The organism is Bradyrhizobium sp. ERR14 (assembly GCF_014198235.1).
Classification (GTDB): Bacteria; Pseudomonadota; Alphaproteobacteria; order Rhizobiales; family Xanthobacteraceae; genus Bradyrhizobium.
Window position 1 is genome coordinate 543,789 of sequence record NZ_JACIHD010000001.1, and the last position, 22,304, is coordinate 566,092.

Here is a 22,304-nt window from a genome sequence, read left to right on the forward strand (position 1 = left end):
CTGCGCAACGCTACAGGGGATGACAGTCATAGAATGATGTCGATCGGGATGGCACAAATGGCGGCGTCGTCATCATCGATTACAAAGATCGAGTACCCTTTGCCTATTAGTTCTGGTCGGGTCTCGCGAATCGAACGAGCGAGTTTGATGGCCTCTATTTGGGCTTCCGTTTCGCCAGGCAAATCATACGCTCCAAAGTCCGAAACGAAATGCGTATCAATGAGCTTGTAGGTAAAAAGAGGCATCGGGCTTGCCTGAGCAAATGCGAAGACAAAGCCCCTGCTGGATTAACAGCAGGGGCTCGCGGATGGATGGCGCGAGGCTCGCGTATGAGGTGTCGCCCCAAGGACCCGCATCACTGAAACAAGCAACCGGCTTCGTTGGCTCGCCGAAATATTGTGCAAGCCGCGCAAATAAAGGGCCCGGCACTCTTTTTCTCGAAGAGTCGCCGGGCGGGTCCGATCCGCCACGGCTCGGCCCTGCAAATGGCGGGCCGCTCTTCGTGTGCCGTTTGGCCATTGAGATGCAGGGCAGCGGAGCGTCAACGTTGGGCCAATCTCACGCCCGGTCCACCGTCCGTCGACTGTCCATCCTCCAAAAAGATGACTCCAGCGGCTTCGAACGCGGCGCGGATGTCAGCCACCGTTCTCGGCAACAACTCCTCTCCGCGTTCGAGTCGCGTGATGGTGTTGGTGGATACACCGGCCGCTTCAGCGACGTCTCTCACACCAAGATTAAGCGCGGCCCGAGCCATCCGAGATTGAGAGGCGGAAATCACAAGAGTCCTCCTGAATAAATACCGCTACACCGTAGCGAAAACGACTTGACGTAGCAATACAGCTCATTATGGTTACAGTGTAGCGATTCCGCTACGGCAGGGGAATTTGGGGTTCTATGTCATATACAAACTGTGAAACGCCGCGGTTGGGCGATTTGGTCTCCATATTGGGAGGAGCAACGCTCGGCCTTGTTGTTGGCTTTAGGAAGGGCGGTTTCATCAAGGCTGCCACGGTTCGCAAAGACGGACGGCGCGATACTGCATATTATATGCTGGAGTCGCTTAGCGAACCGGGACCCGACAACATCGACGAAATGGTGCGCTTTTACGATACATGCGCTGGATTCTACGACGGCTCAGCGGATGCCGAGGGCGACTTTGCGGGGATAGTCGAAAGGATTCGCGAACAGGTGCTTGACCTGATTTTAGCGGTCGGCCAGGCGATTCAGGAAATGAAGTCACCGTACAGTCGAGAGCGAGTTCGTGTCTGCTTGGACTACGCGATGCGTGCGGGCGTGCCGGCCGAACGTTTGGAGCAGGAGCGCATAAGGCTTGATGCAGCTTATCAGCTGGCCTGCTTATAAAACCGAACTCGGCCGCCAGTCATGGCTCGATACTCGGCGGCTGGGGCGGGCCTTTTTCGCCATCACCGGAAGAAAATTACGGGTTTTGACTATGATCCGCGTCGCCTCGATGTATGCTGATCGGTGGCACGCTTTCCGGGCGGCTTGTGCGTCGGCTTTGGCCGGCGAGGTTCGCAGAGCAATCTTTTCAAGGGGCACGCTCTTGCCCGTTCCCGCCAACGACAATCGTGTGCAGCCGCGTGGCCTCCGTCGCGCGGCTGCAGCGCGCTATTTGGGCATCAGCCCGACGCACTTCGACAAGCAGGTCTTGGCTGGTGCCGTTCCTAAGCCGCTGGAGCTATTCGGCGTGAACATCTGGGACCGGGCGGCCCTGGACCTTCTATTCGATGGTGCGCCTCAGCCGGTCAACGACAACGAATGGGACAGCGTTCTGGGCCATGACGAAGAGACCGAGACACCTTCACGTCTACACTGATCGCCACGGCCATGAGCGCATTTACCTGCGAAAGCCGGGCGAGAAGCGCGTTCCGCTGGCTGGACCGCTGTTCAGCTACCAGTTCTGGGAGGCCTACCACAGGGCCGCGCAGGGCGTTTCTGCGGCCATCCAGTCCGATACCCAGCCAGAGGACCGCAACCCGCCCGGTAGCGTGTCAGCGGCGATTGCGGGCTACTATGGCAGCGCGGAATACAAGCAACTAGCCGATAGCTCGCGCAGCAACCGTAGGCGCATCCTGGAGCGTTTCCGGAAGGAGCACGGAACGAAGTCTCTGGCCAAGCTGGAGACGAAGCACATCAACGCCATCATTGATAAAAAGGCCGATAAGCCCGCGGCAGCGAACGAACTGCGGAAGCTCCTGCACATCGTATTCGAGTATGCCATTGGCGCCGGCATGCTCACCGAGAACCCGATCAAGCGGGCCAAGCGCGTCAAGTACGTTAAGCGCTCGCACCGAGCTTGGACGGATGCCGACGTTGAGTCCTATCGCAAGCGGTGGCCTGAGGGCACGCCACAGCGGCTCGGGCTGGAGGTATTCATCCATACCGGCCTGCGCCGCAGCGACGCTGTGCGGCTTGGCTGGAGCCACGTTAGGGACGGTTGGATCACCATCACCACCGTCAAGTCGCGGCACCGAAAGACCCTTAACATCCCGATCCACCCGACGCTCTGGCACCACATCAAAGACACCCCGCGCAACCAGCGGACCTTCCTGCACACGAAGTGGGGCAGGGACCGTAGTGCCAAGGGTGCAACGAACTGGATCCGCGACGCTGCCCACGATGCCGGCCTGCCGTCCGACTCGTCGCCCCATGGCCTGCGTCACGCCATCTGTGTTCGGCTGGCTGAAGCAGGGTGCACCCCGCACCAGATTCAGGCCATCACCGGTCACGACAACCTGGCTGAGATCGAGACCTACACAAAGGCCGTGAGTCAGAAGCGCTTGGCACAAATCGCCATGGATAGTTTGGCTAACCCTCAAAGTGGGTTAGCCAATATCGATACTAACATATTGAAAATGTTGGAAGCTTTGGCGCTCCCTAGCGGAATCGAACCGCTCTCTCCACCGTGAAAGGGTGGCGTCCTAACCGATAGACGAAGGGAGCAAACGCAGGGCCCTGCCGTTGTTCCCGGCACGGCCGCTGGCCGGCCGAGTCGGGCCCGGCGGCTTGCAGCGGGCGAACGTATAGTGGCCTTTCCGGCTTCCGGCAAGCCGTCCGGGACCGGTCTTTTGGCCCCGGTGGACAGCGCCGGCCCCCGGGGTGATCCGGAGGCGATTTCAACGGTTTCTTAGGGTTCCCTGAGTAGCGCTGGAATAGGAGATCTTTCGCCAATGCCACCGCCGAAAAAGCGCGCAGCCCGCAAGCTGCTGTCGCAGCATGCCTGGATCACGCTCGACGGTGGCTTCGCCGCGCGGCATTGCCTGGTCCAGGACATCTCGGATTCCGGCGCCAAGATCACGCTGGACGAGGACGCGAGCCAGCTCCCAGGCGTGATCCGGCTCGCCTTCGCACGCGACGCCCGCACCGGGCGGAGCTGCCAGGTGGTCTGGCGCCGCGGCAAATCAGCCGGCATCAAGTTCATCTGATCGCGGCCGCGGCCGCCCCGATGGCGCCCGGCACCGCTCCGGGCTAGAACGCCGCCATGCGCACGCCGCTTCTCATCCTGATCTCGTTGCTGGCCACATCCGCCGCCGCGGCAGAAGCCTTGCGTCTGCCGCCTGCGGAGCGGCCGCAGGCCGGCAAGGCCCTGCCGCTGAAAGGCGCGGCCGGGAAGGCACGGGCGGGCTCCTGCGCCACTTACGGCCCGCGCTTCGTCATGGTCGAGGGCACCGGGACCTGCGTGAAGATCGGCGGCTCGATCAGCATCGACACCACCGTGAGGCGCTAGAGCCCATGCCGGTGGACCTGCTGCGCCTCGACCTCGTCGTTCCCGTGCTGATGTACTGCGCGCTGCTGTGGTGGGTCGGCCGCGGCCTGAGCTGGACGGCGCGGCTGGCGACCGCGGCGGTGACCCTGGTGCTGATCGTCTGCGTGCTGATGGTTGAGCGCGGCTGGCGGTAAAGCATGATCCGGAAAAGTGCGCAGCGGTTTTCCGAAAAGATCACGCTTAAACAACAACCTAAAGCGCGATGACGCTCCATCCTGATCGCATCGCGCTTTAGAGCCAAAACTAAAAAACGCGAAAACAACCCCATGCACAGTAGCGTCAAGTGCTGAGTTGACGCCGCTGGATTGCGCCGAAACGCGGATTCATCGCGCTCTCGCCGCAGCTTGCGCCGCGCTGCCGGCTCACGACATCGGCGGTGCGACATGCTGTGCAAAACCGGGCCGTTTGCCGAGCTCGGCGAGCCAGCGCGTCAGATGCGGCTGCGCCGGCCGGGTGATGCCCTCGACGCCGAGCCAGCGCCGCGCATAGGAGCCGAGCGCGATGTCCGCGAGCGTGAACGCATCGCCCTCGATGAAGCGGCGCGAGGAGAGCAGGCGGTCGGCGATCGCCCAGACCTCGGCGGCGGCATCGGCATCGCGTTGCACCTGGATCATGTCGCGCTCGGCGGGCGCCGTGCGCACGATGCCCCAGAACACCGGACGGTCGACCGGCTGCACCGTCGACAGCGTCCAGTCGAGCCAGCGGTCGACCGATGCGCGGCTCTTCGGCGCCTCCGGGTAGATCGGCGTGCCGCTTCCATGCGCGAGGCAGAGATAGCGCATGATCGAGTTGGACTCCCACAGCACGAAGTCGCCCTCGACCAGTGTGGGGATCCGCGCATTGGGGTTCATCGCGAGATAGTCGGCCTCGCGGGTCCGGCCGTAACTCATGCCGGCGTCGATACGCTCATAGGGCAAAGCGAGCTCAGTGAGGCACCACAGCACCTTCTGCACGTTGACCGAATTGGCGCGGCCCCAGATCGTCAGCTTGGTGTCAGGCATGAGGCGTCTCCCGCGGCGTTGTCGCTTGCCGCGGGTGATAGCGGAATTCGCCGTTCGGAGCGATGCACGATTGCGGCGCGCCTCTCATGCAAAAAGCTCCGCCCGAGGCGAAGCTTTCGTTGCAAAACAACTCGCAAACTTGAACCCGTCGTCAGCGGCCGAAGAACAGCCACAACAGAATGATCACCGGGATCGGCACGCCAAGCATCCACAGCAACAGCCCTCTCGCCATCACATCCTCCTCCAATCGGCTTCGTTGAAGAGAGAACGTCGGGCGCGAAAGCTTGTTCCTGCCGGGGCCTTACCAATGGCCGGTATTGGGCATCGATGCCCAGGGCTCCTGCGGCGGCTTCGGCTCGCCCTTCTGCAGCAGCTCGATCGAGTGCAGATCGGGCGAGCGGACGAAGGCCATGTTGCCGTCGCGCGGCGGACGGTTGATGGTGACGCCGGCCTTCATCAGCTGCGCGCAGGTGGCGTAGATGTCGTCGACCTCATAGGCGAGATGGCCGAAGAAGCGATCCTCGCCATACTTCTCCTCGTCCCAATTCCAGGTGAGCTCGACCAGGGGCGCGCCACGCGTCTGCGGCTGCTTCTTCAGCGCCTCGAGATCGTCCGCCGAGCACAGGAATACCAGCGTGAACCGCCCCTTGTCGTTCTCGATCCGCCGCACCTCCTTCAACCCGAAAGCATCAACATAGAATTTCAGCGCGACATCGAGATTGCGCACGCGCAGCATGGTGTGGAGGTATCGCATGGTTGTTGCTCCCTAACGTTCGGAGGGTTTTGCTTTGGGACGGGGCGGCGAGAGTAGGAGATAGCAGGAAAGTGGGAGGAGGGGCAGGGGGCGGGGCAAATGTGTGCGAAAGGGAAAAGGTTGGTGAACCGAGCCAGCCGAGCATGGACTGGAGCCGCGGAGTAGGCGGGCTAGCGATGGCAAATGACCTGAGCAGCCCTATCGCGGCCAAGGTCCCTCTGGACTGCTCTGCGACGTTGCGGTTGAACCCCAACTCCGCCGGCGCGACCCATCCATATGCTCCAAGCCGTGCTCAGCGCGATCGTGGATATCCTCCTGTCAGCCGCATGGAGCGCCGTCGTCAGATTCTTCGGTCTGGAAAACGTCGTCGAGATCGTGACGGCGATCTTCGGCTTTGGCTGTATCGTGATCGGCACTGCGGTCTTGTCGCTCGGGCACTGACTAGGGCAATCGTGAGAGATCACCGCAGGCGAGCTTCTCGCCACGTTGATCTTCGGATGCGATTGCCCTGCCTCGACAGGACTCGACCGCAACGGCCGCTGAAGCAATCGGTACGAGATGGCCGCGCCGTTCCGTGGGGAGCGACGCAGTCGGCCGTGCAGAACGCCGGCTTACTTCATGTTGCTGCGGGTCTTCGTGCCGCCCTGGTCGCTACCCGGGCCCGAGCCGCCCTGGCCGGAGGCGTCGGGCTTCACCATTCCGCCCTTGCTCATGCCGTCCTTGCTCATCCCGGTCGTGCCCTTGGTCATCGAGCCTTTGTTCGGGTTTTTCATGCCGGGCTTCTGCATGTTGTCGGACTGCGGGGCGGGGCCTGTCTGGGCAAAGGCGGAGCCGCACATGAGACCGAGTGCGGCGGTCGCGATCATGAACTTCTTCATCGCAAGCTCCTCGTTGGTTGCATGGGCCAACGGGAACGCGGAAGCCATGTTCCTCGGCTAGACGTTCAGGAGGAAAGAATTCTCCGACGCCGGAAGTCGCCGCCCGCGATTTATGTCAGCAGGCGTGCGTTCTTGCGCGGGGGCGAGCTGCCTGGGGCGACGCCGACGTCGTCGCCGGCTGCAACTAGGCTGCAATCCGTTGTTCGACCGGGGCCGTCAGCAGCTTGAGTGCTTGTGCGTGTTGCAGGTCGGGGACCGCGATCGCCGTGTGGCTGTAGATCGCATGGCTGCGCGATTTTGCAATCTTGTCCAGGATCTGGCTGCCCTTGATGACGTGAAGGCCCATGCCCTCGTCAGTGGGGAAGATCGCCAGCACCACGTCATAGGCCGCGATGACGGCCCTGAGTGCCTCGGCCTTGTCCTCGGCGACGTCGACAAAAACACGAACATCAGCCGCGAGTTCACGCAGCTCGTCAAAATCCAGCACTGTGGGGATACTCCAAACGCAACGAGACTGAATGGAGCTTGGCGGCGTTGGGTTACTGAAGTGTCAACAAGGCGTGCCGAGCCACAAGTTTCACGACGAGGTGACTTCACGCTCTAGCGCTTTGCTTCCTCCTTGCGAAGCCGGGCCTCCGCGGCCTCGTCCACGAGGTTCAAGGCGAGGCCGTCATAACTCAGCTTGAGCCCGCGGCCGACGATCCATGTCCATCCCTCTCGCTCCTTGATGGGTTGCGCGTTGAACTGATCGGAGATCGATTTGACGGCAGCGTCCTGCGCCCCCGGATTGTTCAACTCCGCCTTGACGCGCCAGATCGGGTGCCTGGCGTCGACCTCCTCGCTGTCGACCGTGACCTTGGCGCCGTTGATGTCGCATTCGAAGGTGTAGGAGTCTCGGCTCCGGCGGCAGAGATAGCGGCGTTGACTGACGAGCTTGCTGGTCTCGTCGAATGTCATCCCGGGCGAGAAGCCGAAGATGTCGGACTTCTTCACGAGGGCGAGGGACGCAGGCTTCAGGAAGCTCGGCTGGATCGCGACGAGGGCTGCGACGGCGACAACGATCAAACCTGCGATGACGATAGCGAACTTCATGAGCACCCCACGAGCAACCTACAGACCATTATAGGCAGCCGGGCCGTTCTACCATGCCCCCAAAAGCGAAAACCCCGCCTGGGGGAAGCGGGGCTCTCTGGTGGGGTGAAGCTTAGGGACTTCAATGATATGACGCGCCGGCCGCAAAATGGTTCAAACGGAAATCGGAAGGTCCTGCGGCATCTTCACAGGAAGTAGGGAACCCCGCAGAAGCCCTGCTTGCGTTTTCGGCCTCGATGGGTTCTAAGCCCCGTCACTTCATGACCTCTGGCATGAAATCAGCGCGCCCCCGCGCTTCAGGCCGCGTCCCCAGCAGAGTTGCTCGCGCGCACAAAAGGAATTCAGACATGGCGAAGATGACGAAGACTCAATTGATTGATGCAATTGCCGAGGGCACGCAGCTTTCGAAGAACGACGTGAAGTCGGTGATCGAGTACATGGCGACGGTCGGTTACAAGGAGCTCAACGAGTCCGGTGAGTTCGTCATTCCCGGTTTCGTGAAGATGTCGGTCGTGAACAAGCCGGCGACCGAAGCCCGCATGGGCGTCAATCCCTTCACCAAGGAGCCGATGCAGTTCGCGGCCAAGCCGGCGAGCAAGTCGGTCAAGGCCTCGCCGCTGAAGGTTGCCAAGGACGCCGTCTAAGGCGCCGGCGATGTCGTTGCGGCGAGCCGATGCCGCAACGATCAATGGCTGAAGACAAGGTGATGCTCGGCGACGGCGATGCCGAACATCACCACGACGATCAGGACGAACCACAGAGCGCGCCGGTCGGTTCGTCCCGGCGCGCTCTGCGGTTTCCGGCAAGCCGGGCAGACCGAAAGGCCGATCGAGATCTCGGTCTCACAGAACTCGCAGATCATCGGCGCCTCGATGATGAAGGGCACCGGCTCCGGAGCCAGACGCGGTAACGCGGGACCGCCTCATTCGGCCGGTCAATGCGAACGCTGGAAGATTCGTTCCCGTGGCTACGACCCGCTGCACCTGGCAGGCAGCCGTTGCCTTCAAAGAAAAACCCCGCGCTTTCGCACGGGGCTCTTCTGGCTGACGGCGTTGGGATTTCAGCGCCTGGCCGCCAGCCGTATTTCTAACTTAAAGTTGAAAGTCCAAAAAGCAACAGCGCCGCGATGACGGAATATGTTCGTTCACCGCAGCGCTGCCATATGACTGGGCGCTGAAATCCCCAGCTTCAATGGGTCCAGGCGGCGTTGAAAAGGTTCAACGCGATATGGCGGGAAATCGCACGCGAGGGACTGGACTTTTTGTTCTCATTTTGTTCTAGTGAGCCGCCTTAAGGTCCGCTTGGGAGGTGACTCATGACCGTCGAAAAACAGCGCGAAGTGATCAGGCTCTGGAACGAGCTCAGGAAGCTCGAGGGCCCGGCCGCGGAAGAGCTCCGGATCCAAATCCTGGAATGCTTCTCGGAAAAGGAAAAAGTGAAGCGGGCGGCTTGATCTGCTCCGGCGGACGCCGACAACGCCAGGGATCCGGCAAGCGCCGTCTGGTCTGACGCCTCGCGCTTGGTCGGGCGGCTTCGTAGGGGCGACGGGCGACCAACTTGAAGTCCGTCTTGGCGGGGTGTGGTCGCTGCTGCGAGCATTCGCCGCTGATGATTCAGGAACGAACATGTGCCGTCAGCGTTCGGCCTGCATGACTTGCCCGCGATGCGCCAAGCCGATGATGGCGACTTCCGCCAACAGCTTTCGATGCGAACCTTGCCGCGAGATCGTCATCGTGTTTGCGGTCGTGTCGAAATTCCTGCCGCCGAAAATTGTGCCGAGCTACGTCGCTGAAGAGGTTGCGTCGCGCGTTTTCATCGATCGTTAGGAATCGCTTCGCACTGATTTTTCCGATTCCGATTCGTTCTTGGAGAACGAAATGGAGTCGGATGCAGAACATGTCGCGCCTACCGCACGCGATGCGGCCACACGCATCAAAACGAGACAGCGTGATGCTTCGCACAGTCGCGTCCGCGCCTTCTCCGTAAGGAGTGAGGCGAGGGAGAGCGAGATGAATGCGTGCTGGTTTCTCGCCGAGATCGCGAAAGTGTTCTGGTACGATCGGCACCCGCGCTTGCGCAAAGGCAAACCGTCAGTGCCGCAAGTGCCGCCGCCGGGATCGAAATCTCCCGAGGCCTCGTCTCCTGATGCGCCGTGAGCCGATCGTCGTGCCTGCGCGCACGTTTTGTTAAGAGTTGCTCCGCGCCGATTTCTTCGATTCCGATTCGTTCTTCGAGAACGAAATGGTGTCGAAGCTGGAACAAAGCCGGTCGCCAGGCTGCGGTCGCTTCGGCTTCCTGCGATATGGCAAGCGGCTCGCTGGAAATCCCAGGCACTCCGCAAACTCCTAACGATCATTTGCGCGGAAGCCGATAACCCTATTCGGTTAGGTTAAAAGCCTAATCGCGTTGCGATTGGCGCTCGTTGCGGTAGGTGTCTGGCAAGGACAAGCAAGAAACGACCTTTGCCAAGAAGCATTTTTATCATGACACCTTTTTCAGAGCCGTCCTTTTACCAAGGCGACCGACAGACCTACCGGCGCGTCGCCATCGTCGGCGCGCTGTTCTGTCTCGCTTTCGTGGTGATCAGCTTCTCGCTGCGGCCGCAGCTCGAGGACACGCGCGTCGCGGTCAAGGCCGACCGGCTGGTGCGCACGGCGGGCCAGGCGGCGCACGCCAATTAAAGGCGGCGCTAGCGATCGTCGCTGTGGATGCGATCGTCGGCCGGCACCTGCGGGCCCGCGGTGCCGCGCGAGGCGAGCGCCACGAAACCGGCATAGCCGGACAAATTGAGCAAAACTTCGAGCCACGCGGGCATGTCGGCCTCTTCCGCTCTCCGAAGAGGGATTCAACGTCCGCGCGCAATTCTGGTTCCGTGCTCCCGGAAGGAACTCGAAAGAACTTCAAAGCGGAGAGGAGGGGTCGAGCCGCCGGCCGAGGGTCGCGACGGATTCGCTCGACGGCTGCTCTTTCAGGAACTCGGCGATCGCCCGCGCCAGCTCGCCGTCGCTCATCGGCGTCGGCGGCGGATGCAGGGTGCCGACACCGAAGCTGCGAACGATCTCGTCGTAGTGCTGATCTTCGGATCTGGGAACCAGCTTCCGGATACGGGCCAGCAAAGCGGATAGCGGCAAACTCTCCTCCTCGGTCGTTCGCCCCGCTGGCAGCAATCTTCGTCTGCTGCCATCTGCTCCCGTGAAACTGAAAACCCCGCCAGCATCGCGGAGATGCTGACGGGGCTTCGTGCTGTTGCCTCAACCCGGATGGCGGAGGCTCCCGCACTTAAGGAGGCAATCGCTGGCCGGCGATTTCGTTCCGCCCGCATCGGCTTTTTTTGCCCCGCCCGGTTCCGCGCCCTGCGCGCAACCATCGCTGGCGCTCGTGGTTATCTCGGCGAGACGCGAAGGAGGAGAGCATGAAGAAAACACTGGCAGTTCTGGCCACCGTCGCAGCCGTTGGCGTGACCGCGGTTGCGGCCCCTGCGCCTGCCGAGGCGCGCGGGCGCGGCATCGGCCCGGGCCTCGCATTCGGCCTCGCCGCCGGTGCGATCACCGCGGGTGCGGTCGCAGCGTCCCATCCGTACGGCTATTACGGCCCGCGCTACGGCTATTATGACGGCCCCGACTATTATTACGGGCCGGGCTCCTACGCCTATTACGGCGGCGGACCGTACTACCGGCGCCATCACCACTGGCGCCATTGGTAGCCACTCTCAAGCGAAAAGCCCGGAGCGATGCTCCGGGCTTTTTTCACGTGCATTGATCGGGACGTGAACTACGGCCAGAGCGAGGGCCGTTCGACCTTGCGGGCGTTCTCCAGGGTCGACACGAAATACTCTTCGCGCTCGCGCTTGAATTTTTCCTGCGTGGCACGGAAGGCGGCGACACGGGCTGCGATTTCATCGCGCTCACGAGCTTTGCGTTCTTCGTCTTCGGTCATGACCATCCCCTCGGGTTTACTTAACTCAAGCACTGCCGCCGCATCATCTTGAGTCGCATTGACACATCCATTGGGGCTCCTGAATGGGGCGTCAATGGGGAGGAGGCATTGCAGGATTGTGATATGCGAAGGTCGGAAAAAATTGCCGAGCGCTTCGCGCTGGCGCTTGATAAGAGCGTCAACAGTCTTGCCGCTTGCGCATGACGCTGTCAGGCAAGACGAATCGGGAGGCCGCGATTGATTGCATCGGATCTTCAAAGCGGCGTTGAACGGCTCGGCGACATGATTGCCGAGGCGAGGATCATCGTGCCGTTCACCGGCGCCGGCATCTCGACCGAATGCGGCATTCCCGACTTCCGCTCGCCGGGCGGAATTTGGACACGCAACCGTCCAATCCCGTTCGACGAATTCGTCGCGAGCCAGTCAGCGCGGGACGAATCCTGGCGCCGCCGTTTTGCGATGGAGGAGGTCTTCGCGGCGGCGAAACCCGGCCGCGGCCATCGGGCGCTGGCCTCGCTCTACCGTGCCGGCAAGGTTCCCGCCGTCATCACCCAGAACATCGACAATCTGCACCAGGTCTCCGGCTTCGCCGGCGAGGACGTAGTTGAACTTCACGGCAATACTACTTATGCGCGCTGCATTGGATGCGGGCAGGCCTATCCGCTCGATTGGGTGAGGCGTCGCTTCGACGACGACGGCCTCGCGCCTAATTGCACCGCGTGCGACGAGCCGGTGAAAACCGCCACGATCTCCTTCGGCCAGATGATGCCCGATGATGAAATGCAGCGCGCCACCGCGCTCTCGCGAGCCTGCGACCTCTTCATTGCGATCGGTTCCTCACTCGTGGTCTGGCCCGCGGCGGGCTTTCCGATGATGGCAAAGAACGCCGGTGCACGCCTGGTGATCATCAATCGCGAGGCGACCGAACAGGACGACATTGCCGATCTCGTCATCCATCATGACATCGGCGAAGCGCTCGGGCCCTTTGTCGCCAATTGAGGCATCAATTTGATTCGCGGCTGTGCAAGCTGTTCATAGGTTCCGGCGAATCTCTTTTTTGTCTATGCCTCGCAACCGGGAGTGTTATCTTTTGAGTCGAAAGATTCGCGTCGCGTCCAGTTGAGAAGGTTCTCGAAAGACGCGTGATTCGATGCCGCTGCTGAGGCGGGTCGCATGACAGTGTGGGGTCCGGGGTTATGGGGTCGTCGGACGGATTTGAGTCCAAGAAGCTCGGGGTTCCCGGGCAGGGGGCATCGCCCGGGCGGATTACGCCGGGCGAGCACGGCAGCGCCGGTCGCGAGAGCGGGCTCAGTCCGTTCAGCGGGCTCGGCGAGACCAGCGCCAATCTCGTCGAAGTCCACGGCGTCATCAAATGGTTCGACGCCTCCAAGGGCTATGGCTTCATCGTTCCCGACAATGGTTGGCCGGACGTGCTGCTGCACGTCACCGTGCTTAGGCGCGACGGCTTCCAGACCGCGTACGAGGGCGCCCGCATCGTCGTCGAGTGCATCCAGCGCGCCAAGGGTTACCAGGCGTTCCGCGTGGTCTCGATGGACGAGTCGACCGCGATCCATCCGGCGCAGATGCTGCCGCCGCGTACCCATGTCACCGTCACCGCGACCAGCGGGCTGGAACGGGCCCAGGTCAAATGGTTCAATCGGCTGCGCGGCTTCGGCTTCCTGACCTGCGGCGAGGGCACGCCCGACATCTTCGTGCACATGGAGACCTTGCGACGCTTCGGCATGACCGAGCTCAGGCCCGGCCAGTATGTCCTGGTCCGCTTCGGGCCCGGCTCGAAGGGCATGATGGCGGCCGAGATCCATCCCGAGACCGGATCGCCGGGATTGCAGTCGCACTAAGCGCGGGGAGACTCGCGCTCTAGCCTCCAAGTCCCTGCAAGCTTCAAATCGCCCAAGCTTCCCCTTCCCGCAATCGTGAGCAGGGCCGCGTCGGCAGACCCGTGTGCCTCTGGCTTTTCCGGCGACCGCCGCGTAAGGACTGGTCCAGTCCCACGCCTCGAGTGCCCCCATGAATCCTGATCGTAAGGCTGTCTGGTCCGCTCTGAAGGGCTGGCTCGCCGCCGTCCTCGTTATCGCCGGCTGTGTCGTTGCCGGCGCGCCGGCCGGCGCCGCCAGCTTCCAGCCGCTCGAGATCGTCACCAAGAACGGCGTGCAGGTGTTCTCGGTGGAAGTAGCCACGACCGAGGAGGAGAAGCAGACCGGCCTGATGTACCGCAAGGAGCTGGCGGACGGCAAAGGCATGCTGTTCGACTTCAATCCCGAGCAGGAGGTGTCGATGTGGATGAAGAACACCTATGTCTCGCTCGACATGATCTTCATCCGCGCCGACGGCCGCATCCTGCGCATCGCCGAGAATACCGAACCGATGTCGACCAAGATCATCTCGTCCCGGGGGCCCGCCAGGGCCGTGCTGGAGGTGGTGGCGGGAACGGCGCAGAAATACGGCATCCGCCCCGGCGACCGCGTCGGCCATCCGCTGTTCGGCAGCAAATAGGCGGGCAGGCGGGCGCCTCGGGGCTTGACGGCGTCCTGGAAGCCTTGCTGGCGCCTTGGAAGCCTTGCTGGCGCCTTGGGAAGCGTGTATCGACGGGGCTCGCCGGACATTCGGGGTATAGCGCAGCCTGGTAGCGCGGCAGTTTTGGGTACTGCAGGTCGTTGGTTCGAATCCAGCTGCCCCGACCAATTCTGGGGGGAATCTCCTAGGCTTTTTCCCTGCGACCTCCGACGTGATCTGACAGGCAGGGCTTACGGCGCCCCCGCGATTTCTTCGCGATGTTTCAAGGCCACTGCGCCCTCGCGGACCGAGACAGAATTGCCGAGGCCGGATCGAACCTTTGGCTGTCGCCATAGACATAAGTGTGTTGGGGATTTCAGCGCCCAATGTCTAAACGGACGCCGCCAAGCGATGATATTCCGCTTGCGCGGCGTTGCGCTTTTCAGGTGTCGCTTTTTCGATCCTGCCCATCAGCTCGAGGCGTACCAGCCTAGCGGAAACGGCAGCAGGGGCCATATCCCGTGGTTGTCGTTGGCGGCTTTCGGCAGCTCATGCCCCGGCATCCTTGCGATTGGCGCAGGAGGCGTCGATCGCAGCGCCAGGCGCAGACGTTCACACTGCAAATTCATTGTGTCGCCCTGACGAGATTCTCGAAATTTCAATTCACAAAATTGGACGTCAGCTCAATCAAATCGCCACGCGCCCAAGATGGCGCGGTCATTCTCAAATCGCGCGCGTATTGTAGATAAATCGGCGCCGGCTTTCAACCGATCTCGGCCCCAAGCCGCGCGAAGTAAGGTTGACTGGTTAGGTTAAGGATGAGCGGTTGTTGCGGCCGCTTCGGCGATCGTTATCAGATCGATTCCGGCTCGCGATGGGCTGCCTGCAAGTCGTGCTCACACAAGGTCACGGTTCGTCGCAGCGCGCATATCCTGTGAGTTCTGCGTCATGTCTTTCGATCGCAACTTCAAAACCGCCGGTCCGCAATCGAGCTGGAGCGAGATCTGGCACCTCTGGACCGTGATCGTGCCCCGTCGCTCGATCAACGGGCAGCTCGTGGTCGGCAAGGTCTGGCGCCGCCATGACGGCCGCGACTGGATCTACAAGAAATTCACCGAGTTCGACGGCGAAGAAGCCGCTTGACGCGCGACGAGCTCGGAATGAACCATCATCGCGCCTTGGGCCATTGCTGAGGCCGTCGATCTCGGCCATGGCGGTTGAAGGTCGCGCTTCAACCGCCAGGCGTTGCCGGATCAGGCCGCCTTCGCCGCGCTTGCCGCCGGCTTGGGTGGCGGTGGCTTCAGCGGCTTGTCCTGCTTCTTCGACCACGAAATGTAATAGGCCACCGTCGTCATGATCGCGATGCCGGCGACGCTGACGAAGATCTGTGCGAGCAGCGAGCCCGAGCTCATCGACAGCTCGAAATGGCCGACGAACGACAGGAACACGCCGACGCAGAACACGGCGAGCGACTGCTGGCCGCAGACGATCAGGGGATCGAACACCTTCCATTCCAGCCCCGGCCATTCCTTCGGCACGAAGCGGATCACCAGGATCACGATCACGACGAAGTGGATGAAGCGGTAGGGCGCGAGGTTGGTCTTGTCGTTCGGATTGAAGGCCGAGAACAGCCACTCCGGGAACATGCCGCCGAACGTGGGGAAGCGGCCGGCCATGGTCATGACCAGCGCGAACAAGAGATAGCCGAGACAGAGATAGAGCGTGATCGGCGCGTTGATCAGCGTCATCGAGCGCCGTGCGCCACCCATCGCGCACCAGGCGCCGAACACGAACAGCACCTGCCAGCAATACGGGTTGAAGTACCACTGGCCGGCCGGATAGGCGTTCAGATTCCAGCCGAAGTGACGCGCCGCCAGCCACAGCACGATCGCCAGCACCATAGTCAAATCGGGCTTGCGCAGCATGAACCACAGCACCGGCGGGAACAGGCCCATCAGCACGATGTAGAGCGGCAGCACGTCGAGATTGAGCGGCTTGAAGCGCAGGAACAGGCCCTGGCGTAGCGTCTCGGTGGCGTTGTCGACGAGGCCGGCGACGTTGAACTCGTTGATCATCTCGCTATCGCCGAAGCGCAGCGCCAGATAGCTGATCGAGGCGATATAGATCACGAACAGGATGATGTGGGCGACGTAGAGCTGCCAGACCCGCTTGGTCAGCCGGGTGGCGCCGACCAGGAAGCCGCGCTCCAGCATCATCCGCGCATAGACGAACGAGGCGGTATAGCCGGAGATGAACACGAACAAGTCGGCCGCGTCGGAAAAGCCGTAATTGCGCGTCGTGACCCAGTTCACGACATTGTCGGGGATGTGGTCGAGGAAGATCGCCCAGTTCGCGACCCCGCGAAACAGGTCGAGCCTGAGGTCACGGCCTTTTTCAGGGAGCGTGGCGTTGATGTTCAGGAAGGCCATGCGACGGGAGCTTTCGGGAGGGGCGGTTACGCTGATGTCGTCGAAGCAGTGCCGCCGGGCGGGCCCCCAGCGCGAAAGGTGGGTACGCAATTGTCACGGTGCAGCATAATGACTATACCGGTGGTGAGGGGTGCCCGGGGCCGGAATCACCGATCAGTTCCCAATCGGTGTCTGTATACTATCCCTGAGGTTTCCACCAACTGCTACCGTGACGCATCGAAATCGAACGAAAAGACGAAGAGGCCGGACCGCCAATGACCGCACGCATTTTCAAGCCCGCCAAGAACGCGATGCAATCCGGCCGGTCCAAGACGAAGGAATGGCAGCTCGACTACGAGCCGGAGCAGCCCCGCGCGGTCGAGCCGCTGATGGGCTGGACCTCGTCGGGCGACATGAAGCAGCAGATCACGCTGCGCTTCCACAGCAAGGAAGAGGCGGTCGCCTATTGCGAGCGCAAGGGCATCGCCTACCACGTGATCGAACCGCAGGATTCAATCCGCCGCCCGGTCGCCTATGCCGACAACTTCTCGTTCCGCCGCGGCGAGCCCTGGACGCATTGAGAAGGCGGCTGCTTCGACTTCAAACGACGTGATGTTCTCGTCATGCCCGGGCTCGTCCCGCCTGCGCGGCCGAAGCCGCTTCGGCGAGGCAGAGGCCCGGGCATCCACGTTTTGGGTGGGCGTGAACGAATGTGGATCGCCGGGTCAACCCGGCCATGACGGTCGTGGGAGGCATTCCTCCCGAACGCGATAGCGTCGCGCCCCGGGGTTCGGACCCTTGGCACCAATTCCGCCACGTGCTTCGCTGGTCCTGACATCGGGACCACGACGGGGTGGGGTATGGCGGGGCGTGACCAGCTCGACGGCGTCGATCTGAAGATATTATCCGAGCTGCAGCAGGACGGGCGTATCCGCAACAACGAGCTGGCGCTGCGCGTCGGCGTGTCCGCGCCCAACTGCCTGCGGCGGCTGAAATCGCTGTTCAGCCGCGGCGTGATCCGGGCGGTGCGGGCCGTCATCGACGAGCGGCGGCTCGGCTATGAGGTGGTCTCGTTCGTCTCGATCCAGCTCGGCAGCCAGGCCCAGCCGGTGCTCGAGGCGTTCGAGAGTTCGATCGCTGCTATCCCGCGCATCCAGCAGTGCTGGCGGATTTCGGGCGACACCGACTATCTCCTGAGATGCGTGGCGCCGAGCGTCGAGAGCATGCGCCAGCAGCTGCTGCATTTCGCGGCAATGCCTGACGTGAAGAACGTCCGCAGCTTTCCGGTGTTGGGCGTCGCGAAGGATGTGCCGCTGCCTCTGCAGGACGTCGCGGCGGTATCGGCGGGATAGCGGAACGTTCCAGGCGCCGTTACTCCACGATCGCGAAAAATCGGACGGCGCTACGCGTCGTCGACGTCAGCACTATAATGCTGATTAACTCACATAACTGTGACATGTGATTTCGGAAGTCCTGCGATGCGCTGAGACGAGATTGCCGGTCTCGGTGCGCCGCCTAGATGCAAGGGGTGAACCTCAGCCTGCGTCGCATCCTGAGGACTCTTTTGTGGGACCCCTGAAGCTGGAAAAGACACCATGATCTCGACCTCGAAGACGATTGTCGCATCCGCTGCGACGCTGTTTGCATCGGCGTTTCTCATGATGACCGCGCCCGCCGCGCAGGCGGAAGAGTACTGCATCACCAACGGCGCCCAGGCCGCTCATGGCTGCGGCTATCCGACGATGGAAGCTTGCCGGGCTGCGGCGGGCGGGATCGGGGGCACCTGCTCGCAGAGCGGCGGCGCGAAGACCTCGAACGACGCGCTGGCCTATCAGCCGAAGCAGTCGCGCACCAAGCTTCGCCCGGGCGCGCAGACCAACTCGAATTAACGCCTGAATACGGGTTTCGAGACTGCGGCCTCCGAGAATTCATCTCGGAGGCCGCAAATTCATGACAGTGATGCGACGGCGGGCGTGTCTCAGCGATACCGGCCGCGAAACTCGCGCGGCGAGGCACCGGTCCAGGTGCGGAACGCGCGGGAAAAGCTCTTCTCGTTGCGGAAGCCCGCGATCTCCGCGATGCGTTTGATCGGCGTGCGGCCTCGCATCAGCTCCTGTTTTGCCAGTTCGAATTTTGCCTCTTCCTTGAGGTCGCGCAACGAGGTGGCCTCCTCCCGCAGGCGCCGATGCATGGTGCGAGTGGAGAGCGCAAGCTCGCTCGCGACGTCCTCGGCACCAAGACTGCGTCCGCGCGCATTGCGGAGCACGCGGCGGACACGCTCGACCAGCAGCCGGTCGCGCCGATAGGGCAGCACGGTCAGCCTGAGCGCGCCCTTGAGCATGTTGTCGAGATCGGCGGCGCTGCGCGTCAGCGGCAGCGAGAGATAATGCTTGTCGAAGATGATAGCGGCGCGGTCCGCATCGAAGCGGACGGTCCGGCAAAAGATGGTCGGATAGACCGAGACATGGCCGGGCTCCGCGTACGGGAACTCCGCCGCGCGGAGCGCGATCTGGGAATCGACGGCCCAGCAGGAGAAGCCGAGCACGTAGCGGAGCAGGGTGACCAGGCAGAATTCACGCAGCGGCCCGAGATCGCGCAGCTCACGGATGGAGACCACGGCGGTCTCCTCACTGAGCTCGAGATGGAGCAGCACGTCCTCGGTGAGCAGGCGGTGATGCCGGCACCACCGCTTGAGCGCCACCTCCAGCGTAGGCGCCGTGATCGAGGCGCGGCACAGCATGCCGTAGGTGCCGAAGGGCAGGCGGCGCGAGAACCAGCCGAGCGCCTCGTCGTCGAGCTCGCGCATGGCATGGCCCGCCAGGGCCTCGAACTGGGCGGCCGTGACCCGCCCGTCCGGAGAATTGACAAGGTCTGGCGCTACCTGACCCCGCTGCAACGCCTCGGCCGGATCCCGTCCGTATCGCGCATAGGCGGCAACCACGCCCCGCACGAAGGCGGCGGGGGTGACGGCGCGGCGCGGGATCGCGGTTGCGGCTTGAAAGGGCATTGCGAACCTTTGGGAATTCCCTCGGGAAAATCCTCGCCAAGTTTGGCGGAAAATGCAACCTTTTCGACCGCAAGAGGGCCCTGACCCCGCTAGGTTCGGTCCCCAAAATACGGAGGAATCGCCTTGAACATCCCGAGCATCGACTTCGATCTGGGCGAAGACGTCGGCATGTTGCGCGACACGCTTCGCGCCTTCGTGGAGGCCGAGATCACCCCGCGCGCGGCCGACATCGAGAAGGCCAATCTGTTCCCCGCAGACCTCTGGAAGCGCTTCGGCGACCTTGGCCTGCTCGGCATGACCGCGCCGGAGCAATATGGCGGCTCGAACATGGGCTATCTCGCCCACATCGTCGCCATGGAGGAGATTTCGCGCGGCTCCGCTGCCGTGGGGCTGTCCTACGGCGCCCATTCCAACCTCTGCGTCAACCAGATCCGCCGCAACGGCAATGACGCGCAGCGCCAGCGCTATTTGCCGAAGCTGATCTCCGGCGACTATGTCGGCGCGCTCGCGATGTCCGAGCCGGGCGCCGGCTCCGACGTGGTCTCGATGAAGCTGCGCGCCGACAAGCGCGGCGACCGCTACGTCCTCAACGGCTCGAAGATGTGGATCACCAATGGCGGCGACGCCGACGTGCTGGTGGTCTACGCCAAGACCGATCCGGAGGCCGGGCCGCGCGGCATGACGGCTTTCCTCGTCGAGAAGGGCTTCAAGGGTTTCACCCACGGCCAGCATCTCGACAAGCTCGGCATGCGCGGCTCCAACACCTATCCCTTGTTCTTCGACGATTGCGAGGTGCCGGAGGAGAATGTGATGGGCAAGGTGGGTGAGGGCGTCAAGGTGCTGATGTCCGGCCTCGACTATGAGCGCGCGGTGCTGTCGGGCGGCCCGCTCGGGATCATGGCGGCCTGCATGGACGCGGTGGTGCCCTACATGCACGAACGCAAGCAGTTCGGTCAGCCGATCGGCGATTTCCAGCTGATGCAGGGCAAGCTCGCCGACATGTACGCGACGTGGCAGGCCACGCGCGCCTATGTCTATGCGGTGGGACGCGCTTGCGACCGCGCCGACCACGCCCGCAGCTTGCGCAAGGATGCGGCCGCGGCGATCCTCTATTCCGCGGAGAAGGCAACGTGGATGGCCGGCGAGGCGATCCAGGCGCTCGGCGGGGTCGGCTATACCAGCGAATTCCCTGTGGGGCGTCTGTGGCGCGACGCCAAGCTGTACGAGATCGGCGCGGGGACGTCCGAAGTTCGCCGCATGCTGATCGGCCGCGAACTGATGTCCGAGACGGCTTAAAAACCTTCACCTCATTGGAATCAACATGCCGCTCCATTCCAGCATCGATCCGTCTTCATCCGACTTTGCGCGCAATTCCGAGGCCATGCGCACCCTGGTCGCGGACTTGCGTGAAAAGCTCAGCCAGGTCGCCGGCGGTGGCGGCGAGGCCTCGCGCAACCGCCACACCTCGCGCGGCAAGATGCTGGCACGCGAACGCGTCGACCTGCTGGTCGATCCCGGCACCTCGTTCCTGGAGCTGTCACCGCTCGCGGCCTACGGCCTCTATGGCGGCGATGTGCATTCGGCGAGCGTCGTGACGGGCGTGGGGCGCATTTCGGGGCGCGAATGCATGATCGTCGCCAACGACGCCACGATCAAGGGTGGCACCTATTACCCCATGACCGTGAAGAAGCATCTGCGTGCGCAGGACGTGGCGCGGCAGAACAATCTGCCCTGCGTCTACATGGTCGATTCCGGCGGCGCCTTCCTGCCGCTGCAGGATGAGATCTTCCCGGACGAGCGGCATTTCGGCCGCATCTTCTACAACCAGGCGCAGATGTCCTCCCAGGGCATCCCGCAGATCGCGATCGTGATGGGCTCCTGCACCGCCGGCGGTGCCTACGTCCCCGCGATGTCGGACGAGAGCATCATCGTGCGCAACCAAGGCACCATCTTCCTCGGCGGCCCGCCGCTGGTGAAGGCCGCGACCGGCGAGGTCGTCAGCGCCGAGGAGCTCGGCGGCGCCGACGTGCATTCGCGCCAGTCGGGCGTGACGGACCATTACGCACAGAACGATGCGCACGCGATCGGCATCGCGCGGCGCATCGTCGGCACGCTGAAGCCGTCGGTGCGGCCGAACCTCAATATGCATCCGGCGCGTGAGCCGCTGTTTGCTGCGGAGGAGATTTACGGCGTGGTGCCGGTCGACGGCAGAAAGCCGTTCGACGTGCGCGACATCATCGCCCGCGTCGTCGATGGCTCCGAGTTCGACGAATTCAAGAAGCTCTACGGCACGACGCTGGTCTGCGGCTTCGCCCATATCTGGGGCTATCCGGTCGGCATCATCGCCAATAACGGCATTCTCTTCAGTGAGAGTTCCCTGAAAGGCGCCCATTTCATCGAGCTGTGCTGCCAGCGCGGCATTCCGCTGGTGTTCCTGCAGAACATCACCGGCTTCATGGTCGGCAAGAAGTACGAGGCCGGCGGCATCGCGCGCGATGGCGCCAAGCTGGTGACCGCGGTTGCGACCGCATCGGTGCCGAAATTCACCGTGGTGATCGGCGGCTCCTACGGCGCCGGCAATTACGGCATGTGCGGCCGCGCCTACTCGCCGCGCTTCCTGTGGATGTGGCCGAACGCGCGCATCTCGGTGATGGGGGGCGAGCAGGCCTCGATGGTGCTGAGCCAGGTCCGCCGCGACAATATCGAGGCCAAGGGCGATAGCTGGTCCAGGGAAGAGGAAGACAAATTCCGCGAGCCCATCCGGGCGCAATATGAAAGCCAGGGGCACCCATATTATGCCACGGCGCGGCTGTGGGACGACGGCGTGATCGACCCGGCCGATACCCGCCTCGTGCTCGGCCTTGGCCTCTCGGCGGCGTCGAATGCGCCGATCGAGCCGACGAAATTCGGCCTGTTCAGGATGTGAT

General features: G+C 62.8%; 35 protein-coding genes and 2 tRNA genes. 23 read left to right on the forward strand and 14 right to left on the reverse strand.

What is annotated here, in order from left to right; translation table 11 throughout:
• Positions 1 to 26: 26 nt before the first annotated feature.
• A complete protein-coding gene (locus GGD62_RS02725; RefSeq protein WP_179739362.1) occupies positions 27 to 245 on the reverse strand; it encodes a DUF6894 family protein in 219 nt (72 codons plus the stop codon).
• A gap of 296 nt (positions 246 to 541) precedes the next feature.
• Complete coding sequence (locus GGD62_RS02730; RefSeq protein ID WP_183707580.1) at positions 542 to 754, reverse strand: helix-turn-helix transcriptional regulator; 213 nt, start codon at positions 752 to 754, stop codon at positions 542 to 544.
• A 140-nt stretch (positions 755 to 894) separates the two neighbouring features.
• Here GGD62_RS02730 and GGD62_RS02735 point away from each other — a divergent pair, with 140 nt between their 5' ends.
• From GGD62_RS02735 to GGD62_RS41795, 3 genes are read left to right on the forward strand one after another with little or no spacing between them, the layout of a single operon-like run.
• Positions 895 to 1,362 (forward strand): hypothetical protein, encoded by a 468-nt coding sequence (locus GGD62_RS02735; protein WP_210317715.1) that lies wholly within the window; start codon positions 895 to 897, stop codon positions 1,360 to 1,362.
• On the forward strand, positions 1,331 to 1,837 hold the full coding sequence (locus GGD62_RS02740; protein WP_183706989.1) for a hypothetical protein: 507 nt from the start codon (positions 1,331 to 1,333) through the stop codon (positions 1,835 to 1,837). Before GGD62_RS02735 ends, GGD62_RS02740 begins: the two co-directional genes overlap by 32 nt.
• Positions 1,800 to 2,930, forward strand: coding sequence for a tyrosine-type recombinase/integrase (locus GGD62_RS41795; RefSeq protein ID WP_409333932.1), 1,131 nt, complete (start codon positions 1,800 to 1,802; stop codon positions 2,928 to 2,930). The genes GGD62_RS02740 and GGD62_RS41795 overlap by 38 nt, the downstream gene beginning before the upstream one ends.
• Here GGD62_RS41795 and GGD62_RS02750 read toward each other — a convergent pair.
• Positions 2,890 to 2,964, reverse strand: a tRNA-Glu gene (locus GGD62_RS02750). The genes GGD62_RS41795 and GGD62_RS02750 overlap by 41 nt on opposite strands.
• A gap of 227 nt (positions 2,965 to 3,191) precedes the next feature.
• Here GGD62_RS02750 and GGD62_RS02755 point away from each other — a divergent pair.
• Genes GGD62_RS02755 through GGD62_RS02765 form a run of 3 tightly spaced genes read left to right on the forward strand, consistent with a single transcriptional unit; the run spans position 3,192 to position 3,921 of the window.
• The gene (locus GGD62_RS02755) at positions 3,192 to 3,446 is read left to right on the forward strand and encodes a PilZ domain-containing protein (protein ID WP_018323099.1); all 255 of its coding nucleotides are present in this window, start codon (positions 3,192 to 3,194) and stop codon (positions 3,444 to 3,446) included.
• Positions 3,447 to 3,502: 56 nt separating this feature from the next.
• Complete coding sequence (locus GGD62_RS02760; protein ID WP_018323100.1) at positions 3,503 to 3,748, forward strand: hypothetical protein; 246 nt, start codon at positions 3,503 to 3,505, stop codon at positions 3,746 to 3,748.
• A 5-nt stretch (positions 3,749 to 3,753) separates the two neighbouring features.
• Positions 3,754 to 3,921 (forward strand): hypothetical protein, encoded by a 168-nt coding sequence (locus GGD62_RS02765; RefSeq protein ID WP_091956777.1) that lies wholly within the window; start codon positions 3,754 to 3,756, stop codon positions 3,919 to 3,921.
• 228 nt (positions 3,922 to 4,149) lie between these two features.
• On the opposite strand, the gene GGD62_RS02770 is transcribed toward GGD62_RS02765, so the two are convergent.
• Complete coding sequence (locus GGD62_RS02770; RefSeq protein WP_018323101.1) at positions 4,150 to 4,788, reverse strand: glutathione S-transferase family protein; 639 nt, start codon at positions 4,786 to 4,788, stop codon at positions 4,150 to 4,152.
• Between the two features lie 301 nt (positions 4,789 to 5,089).
• On the reverse strand, positions 5,090 to 5,542 hold the full coding sequence (locus tag GGD62_RS02775) for a VOC family protein (protein WP_018323103.1): 453 nt from the start codon (positions 5,540 to 5,542) through the stop codon (positions 5,090 to 5,092).
• A 276-nt stretch (positions 5,543 to 5,818) separates the two neighbouring features.
• Here GGD62_RS02775 and GGD62_RS02780 point away from each other — a divergent pair, with 276 nt between their 5' ends.
• Positions 5,819 to 5,983 (forward strand): hypothetical protein, encoded by a 165-nt coding sequence (locus tag GGD62_RS02780; RefSeq protein ID WP_183706990.1) that lies wholly within the window; start codon positions 5,819 to 5,821, stop codon positions 5,981 to 5,983.
• Positions 5,984 to 6,153: 170 nt separating this feature from the next.
• On the opposite strand, the gene GGD62_RS02785 is transcribed toward GGD62_RS02780, so the two are convergent.
• From GGD62_RS02785 to GGD62_RS02795, 3 genes are all read right to left on the reverse strand, one after another.
• Complete coding sequence (locus GGD62_RS02785) at positions 6,154 to 6,420, reverse strand: hypothetical protein (RefSeq protein WP_026202876.1); 267 nt, start codon at positions 6,418 to 6,420, stop codon at positions 6,154 to 6,156.
• Between the two features lie 184 nt (positions 6,421 to 6,604).
• Positions 6,605 to 6,907: a hypothetical protein gene (locus tag GGD62_RS02790; protein ID WP_018323106.1), complete on the reverse strand. Its 303-nt coding sequence runs from the start codon at positions 6,905 to 6,907 to the stop codon at positions 6,605 to 6,607.
• Between the two features lie 113 nt (positions 6,908 to 7,020).
• Entirely contained in the window at positions 7,021 to 7,512 is a 492-nt protein-coding gene (locus GGD62_RS02795) for a hypothetical protein (protein ID WP_183706991.1), read from the reverse strand.
• A gap of 347 nt (positions 7,513 to 7,859) precedes the next feature.
• Between GGD62_RS02795 and GGD62_RS02800 the strand changes: the two genes are divergently transcribed.
• A complete protein-coding gene (locus GGD62_RS02800) occupies positions 7,860 to 8,156 on the forward strand; it encodes an HU family DNA-binding protein (RefSeq protein ID WP_018323108.1) in 297 nt (98 codons plus the stop codon).
• A 41-nt stretch (positions 8,157 to 8,197) separates the two neighbouring features.
• Here GGD62_RS02800 and GGD62_RS02805 read toward each other — a convergent pair whose 3' ends face one another.
• On the reverse strand, positions 8,198 to 8,398 hold the full coding sequence (locus GGD62_RS02805; RefSeq protein WP_183706992.1) for a hypothetical protein: 201 nt from the start codon (positions 8,396 to 8,398) through the stop codon (positions 8,198 to 8,200).
• 429 nt (positions 8,399 to 8,827) lie between these two features.
• Between GGD62_RS02805 and GGD62_RS02810 the strand changes: the two genes are divergently transcribed.
• The 4 genes from GGD62_RS02810 to GGD62_RS02825 all read left to right on the forward strand — a co-directional run bounded on the left by GGD62_RS02810 (position 8,828) and on the right by GGD62_RS02825 (position 10,193).
• Positions 8,828 to 8,965: a hypothetical protein gene (locus GGD62_RS02810; protein WP_162832227.1), complete on the forward strand. Its 138-nt coding sequence runs from the start codon at positions 8,828 to 8,830 to the stop codon at positions 8,963 to 8,965.
• A gap of 124 nt (positions 8,966 to 9,089) precedes the next feature.
• A complete protein-coding gene (locus GGD62_RS02815) occupies positions 9,090 to 9,338 on the forward strand; it encodes a hypothetical protein (protein WP_183706993.1) in 249 nt (82 codons plus the stop codon).
• 183 nt (positions 9,339 to 9,521) lie between these two features.
• A complete protein-coding gene (locus tag GGD62_RS02820) occupies positions 9,522 to 9,668 on the forward strand; it encodes a hypothetical protein (RefSeq protein ID WP_177237190.1) in 147 nt (48 codons plus the stop codon).
• 327 nt (positions 9,669 to 9,995) lie between these two features.
• On the forward strand, positions 9,996 to 10,193 hold the full coding sequence (locus tag GGD62_RS02825; RefSeq protein WP_018323112.1) for a hypothetical protein: 198 nt from the start codon (positions 9,996 to 9,998) through the stop codon (positions 10,191 to 10,193).
• 8 nt (positions 10,194 to 10,201) lie between these two features.
• Here the strand turns inward: GGD62_RS02825 and GGD62_RS41465 are convergent, their stop codons facing one another.
• Complete coding sequence (locus GGD62_RS41465) at positions 10,202 to 10,327, reverse strand: hypothetical protein (protein ID WP_283813256.1); 126 nt, start codon at positions 10,325 to 10,327, stop codon at positions 10,202 to 10,204.
• Between the two features lie 85 nt (positions 10,328 to 10,412).
• Positions 10,413 to 10,643 carry a hypothetical protein gene (locus tag GGD62_RS02830; RefSeq protein WP_179730536.1) on the reverse strand — a complete coding sequence of 77 codons (231 nt, stop codon included), beginning with the start codon at positions 10,641 to 10,643 and terminating at the stop codon, positions 10,413 to 10,415.
• Between the two features lie 281 nt (positions 10,644 to 10,924).
• On the opposite strand from GGD62_RS02830, the gene GGD62_RS02835 reads away from it, so the two are divergent.
• Positions 10,925 to 11,215, forward strand: a complete 291-nt coding sequence (locus GGD62_RS02835) for a hypothetical protein (RefSeq protein ID WP_091956770.1) — start codon at positions 10,925 to 10,927, stop codon at positions 11,213 to 11,215.
• A 68-nt stretch (positions 11,216 to 11,283) separates the two neighbouring features.
• Here GGD62_RS02835 and GGD62_RS02840 read toward each other — a convergent pair whose 3' ends face one another.
• Positions 11,284 to 11,448: a hypothetical protein gene (locus tag GGD62_RS02840; protein ID WP_162832225.1), complete on the reverse strand. Its 165-nt coding sequence runs from the start codon at positions 11,446 to 11,448 to the stop codon at positions 11,284 to 11,286.
• Positions 11,449 to 11,685: 237 nt separating this feature from the next.
• Between GGD62_RS02840 and GGD62_RS02845 the strand changes: the two genes are divergently transcribed.
• From GGD62_RS02845 to GGD62_RS02865, 5 genes are all read left to right on the forward strand, one after another.
• On the forward strand, positions 11,686 to 12,447 hold the full coding sequence (locus tag GGD62_RS02845; RefSeq protein WP_183706994.1) for a Sir2 family NAD-dependent protein deacetylase: 762 nt from the start codon (positions 11,686 to 11,688) through the stop codon (positions 12,445 to 12,447).
• Positions 12,448 to 12,644: 197 nt separating this feature from the next.
• Positions 12,645 to 13,307, forward strand: a complete 663-nt coding sequence (locus GGD62_RS02850; protein WP_026202878.1) for a cold-shock protein — start codon at positions 12,645 to 12,647, stop codon at positions 13,305 to 13,307.
• Positions 13,308 to 13,476: 169 nt separating this feature from the next.
• Positions 13,477 to 13,962: a DUF192 domain-containing protein gene (locus tag GGD62_RS02855; protein WP_018323119.1), complete on the forward strand. Its 486-nt coding sequence runs from the start codon at positions 13,477 to 13,479 to the stop codon at positions 13,960 to 13,962.
• A 111-nt stretch (positions 13,963 to 14,073) separates the two neighbouring features.
• Positions 14,074 to 14,150: transfer RNA gene (locus GGD62_RS02860), tRNA-Pro, on the forward strand.
• Positions 14,151 to 14,910: 760 nt separating this feature from the next.
• Entirely contained in the window at positions 14,911 to 15,105 is a 195-nt protein-coding gene (locus GGD62_RS02865) for a hypothetical protein (RefSeq protein ID WP_018323121.1), read from the forward strand.
• Between the two features lie 110 nt (positions 15,106 to 15,215).
• Here the strand turns inward: GGD62_RS02865 and GGD62_RS02870 are convergent, their stop codons facing one another.
• Positions 15,216 to 16,391, reverse strand: a complete 1,176-nt coding sequence (locus GGD62_RS02870; RefSeq protein ID WP_183706995.1) for an OpgC domain-containing protein — start codon at positions 16,389 to 16,391, stop codon at positions 15,216 to 15,218.
• A 254-nt stretch (positions 16,392 to 16,645) separates the two neighbouring features.
• Between GGD62_RS02870 and GGD62_RS02875 the strand changes: the two genes are divergently transcribed.
• The 3 genes from GGD62_RS02875 to GGD62_RS02885 all read left to right on the forward strand — a co-directional run bounded on the left by GGD62_RS02875 (position 16,646) and on the right by GGD62_RS02885 (position 18,259).
• On the forward strand, positions 16,646 to 16,951 hold the full coding sequence (locus GGD62_RS02875) for an ETC complex I subunit (protein WP_179730534.1): 306 nt from the start codon (positions 16,646 to 16,648) through the stop codon (positions 16,949 to 16,951).
• 279 nt (positions 16,952 to 17,230) lie between these two features.
• The gene (locus tag GGD62_RS02880) at positions 17,231 to 17,722 is read left to right on the forward strand and encodes an Lrp/AsnC family transcriptional regulator (RefSeq protein WP_018323124.1); all 492 of its coding nucleotides are present in this window, start codon (positions 17,231 to 17,233) and stop codon (positions 17,720 to 17,722) included.
• Between the two features lie 243 nt (positions 17,723 to 17,965).
• The gene (locus GGD62_RS02885; protein ID WP_183706996.1) at positions 17,966 to 18,259 is read left to right on the forward strand and encodes a DUF3551 domain-containing protein; all 294 of its coding nucleotides are present in this window, start codon (positions 17,966 to 17,968) and stop codon (positions 18,257 to 18,259) included.
• Positions 18,260 to 18,348: 89 nt separating this feature from the next.
• On the opposite strand, the gene GGD62_RS02890 is transcribed toward GGD62_RS02885, so the two are convergent.
• Positions 18,349 to 19,377: an AraC family transcriptional regulator gene (locus tag GGD62_RS02890; protein WP_179730532.1), complete on the reverse strand. Its 1,029-nt coding sequence runs from the start codon at positions 19,375 to 19,377 to the stop codon at positions 18,349 to 18,351.
• Positions 19,378 to 19,545: 168 nt separating this feature from the next.
• On the opposite strand from GGD62_RS02890, the gene GGD62_RS02895 reads away from it, so the two are divergent.
• Together GGD62_RS02895 and GGD62_RS02900 are read left to right on the forward strand one after the other, a co-directional pair.
• Positions 19,546 to 20,673, forward strand: coding sequence for an isovaleryl-CoA dehydrogenase (locus tag GGD62_RS02895; RefSeq protein WP_085964294.1), 1,128 nt, complete (start codon positions 19,546 to 19,548; stop codon positions 20,671 to 20,673).
• Positions 20,674 to 20,698: 25 nt separating this feature from the next.
• Positions 20,699 to 22,303, forward strand: a complete 1,605-nt coding sequence (locus tag GGD62_RS02900) for a carboxyl transferase domain-containing protein (protein WP_183706997.1) — start codon at positions 20,699 to 20,701, stop codon at positions 22,301 to 22,303.
• Position 22,304 lies beyond the last annotated feature (1 nt).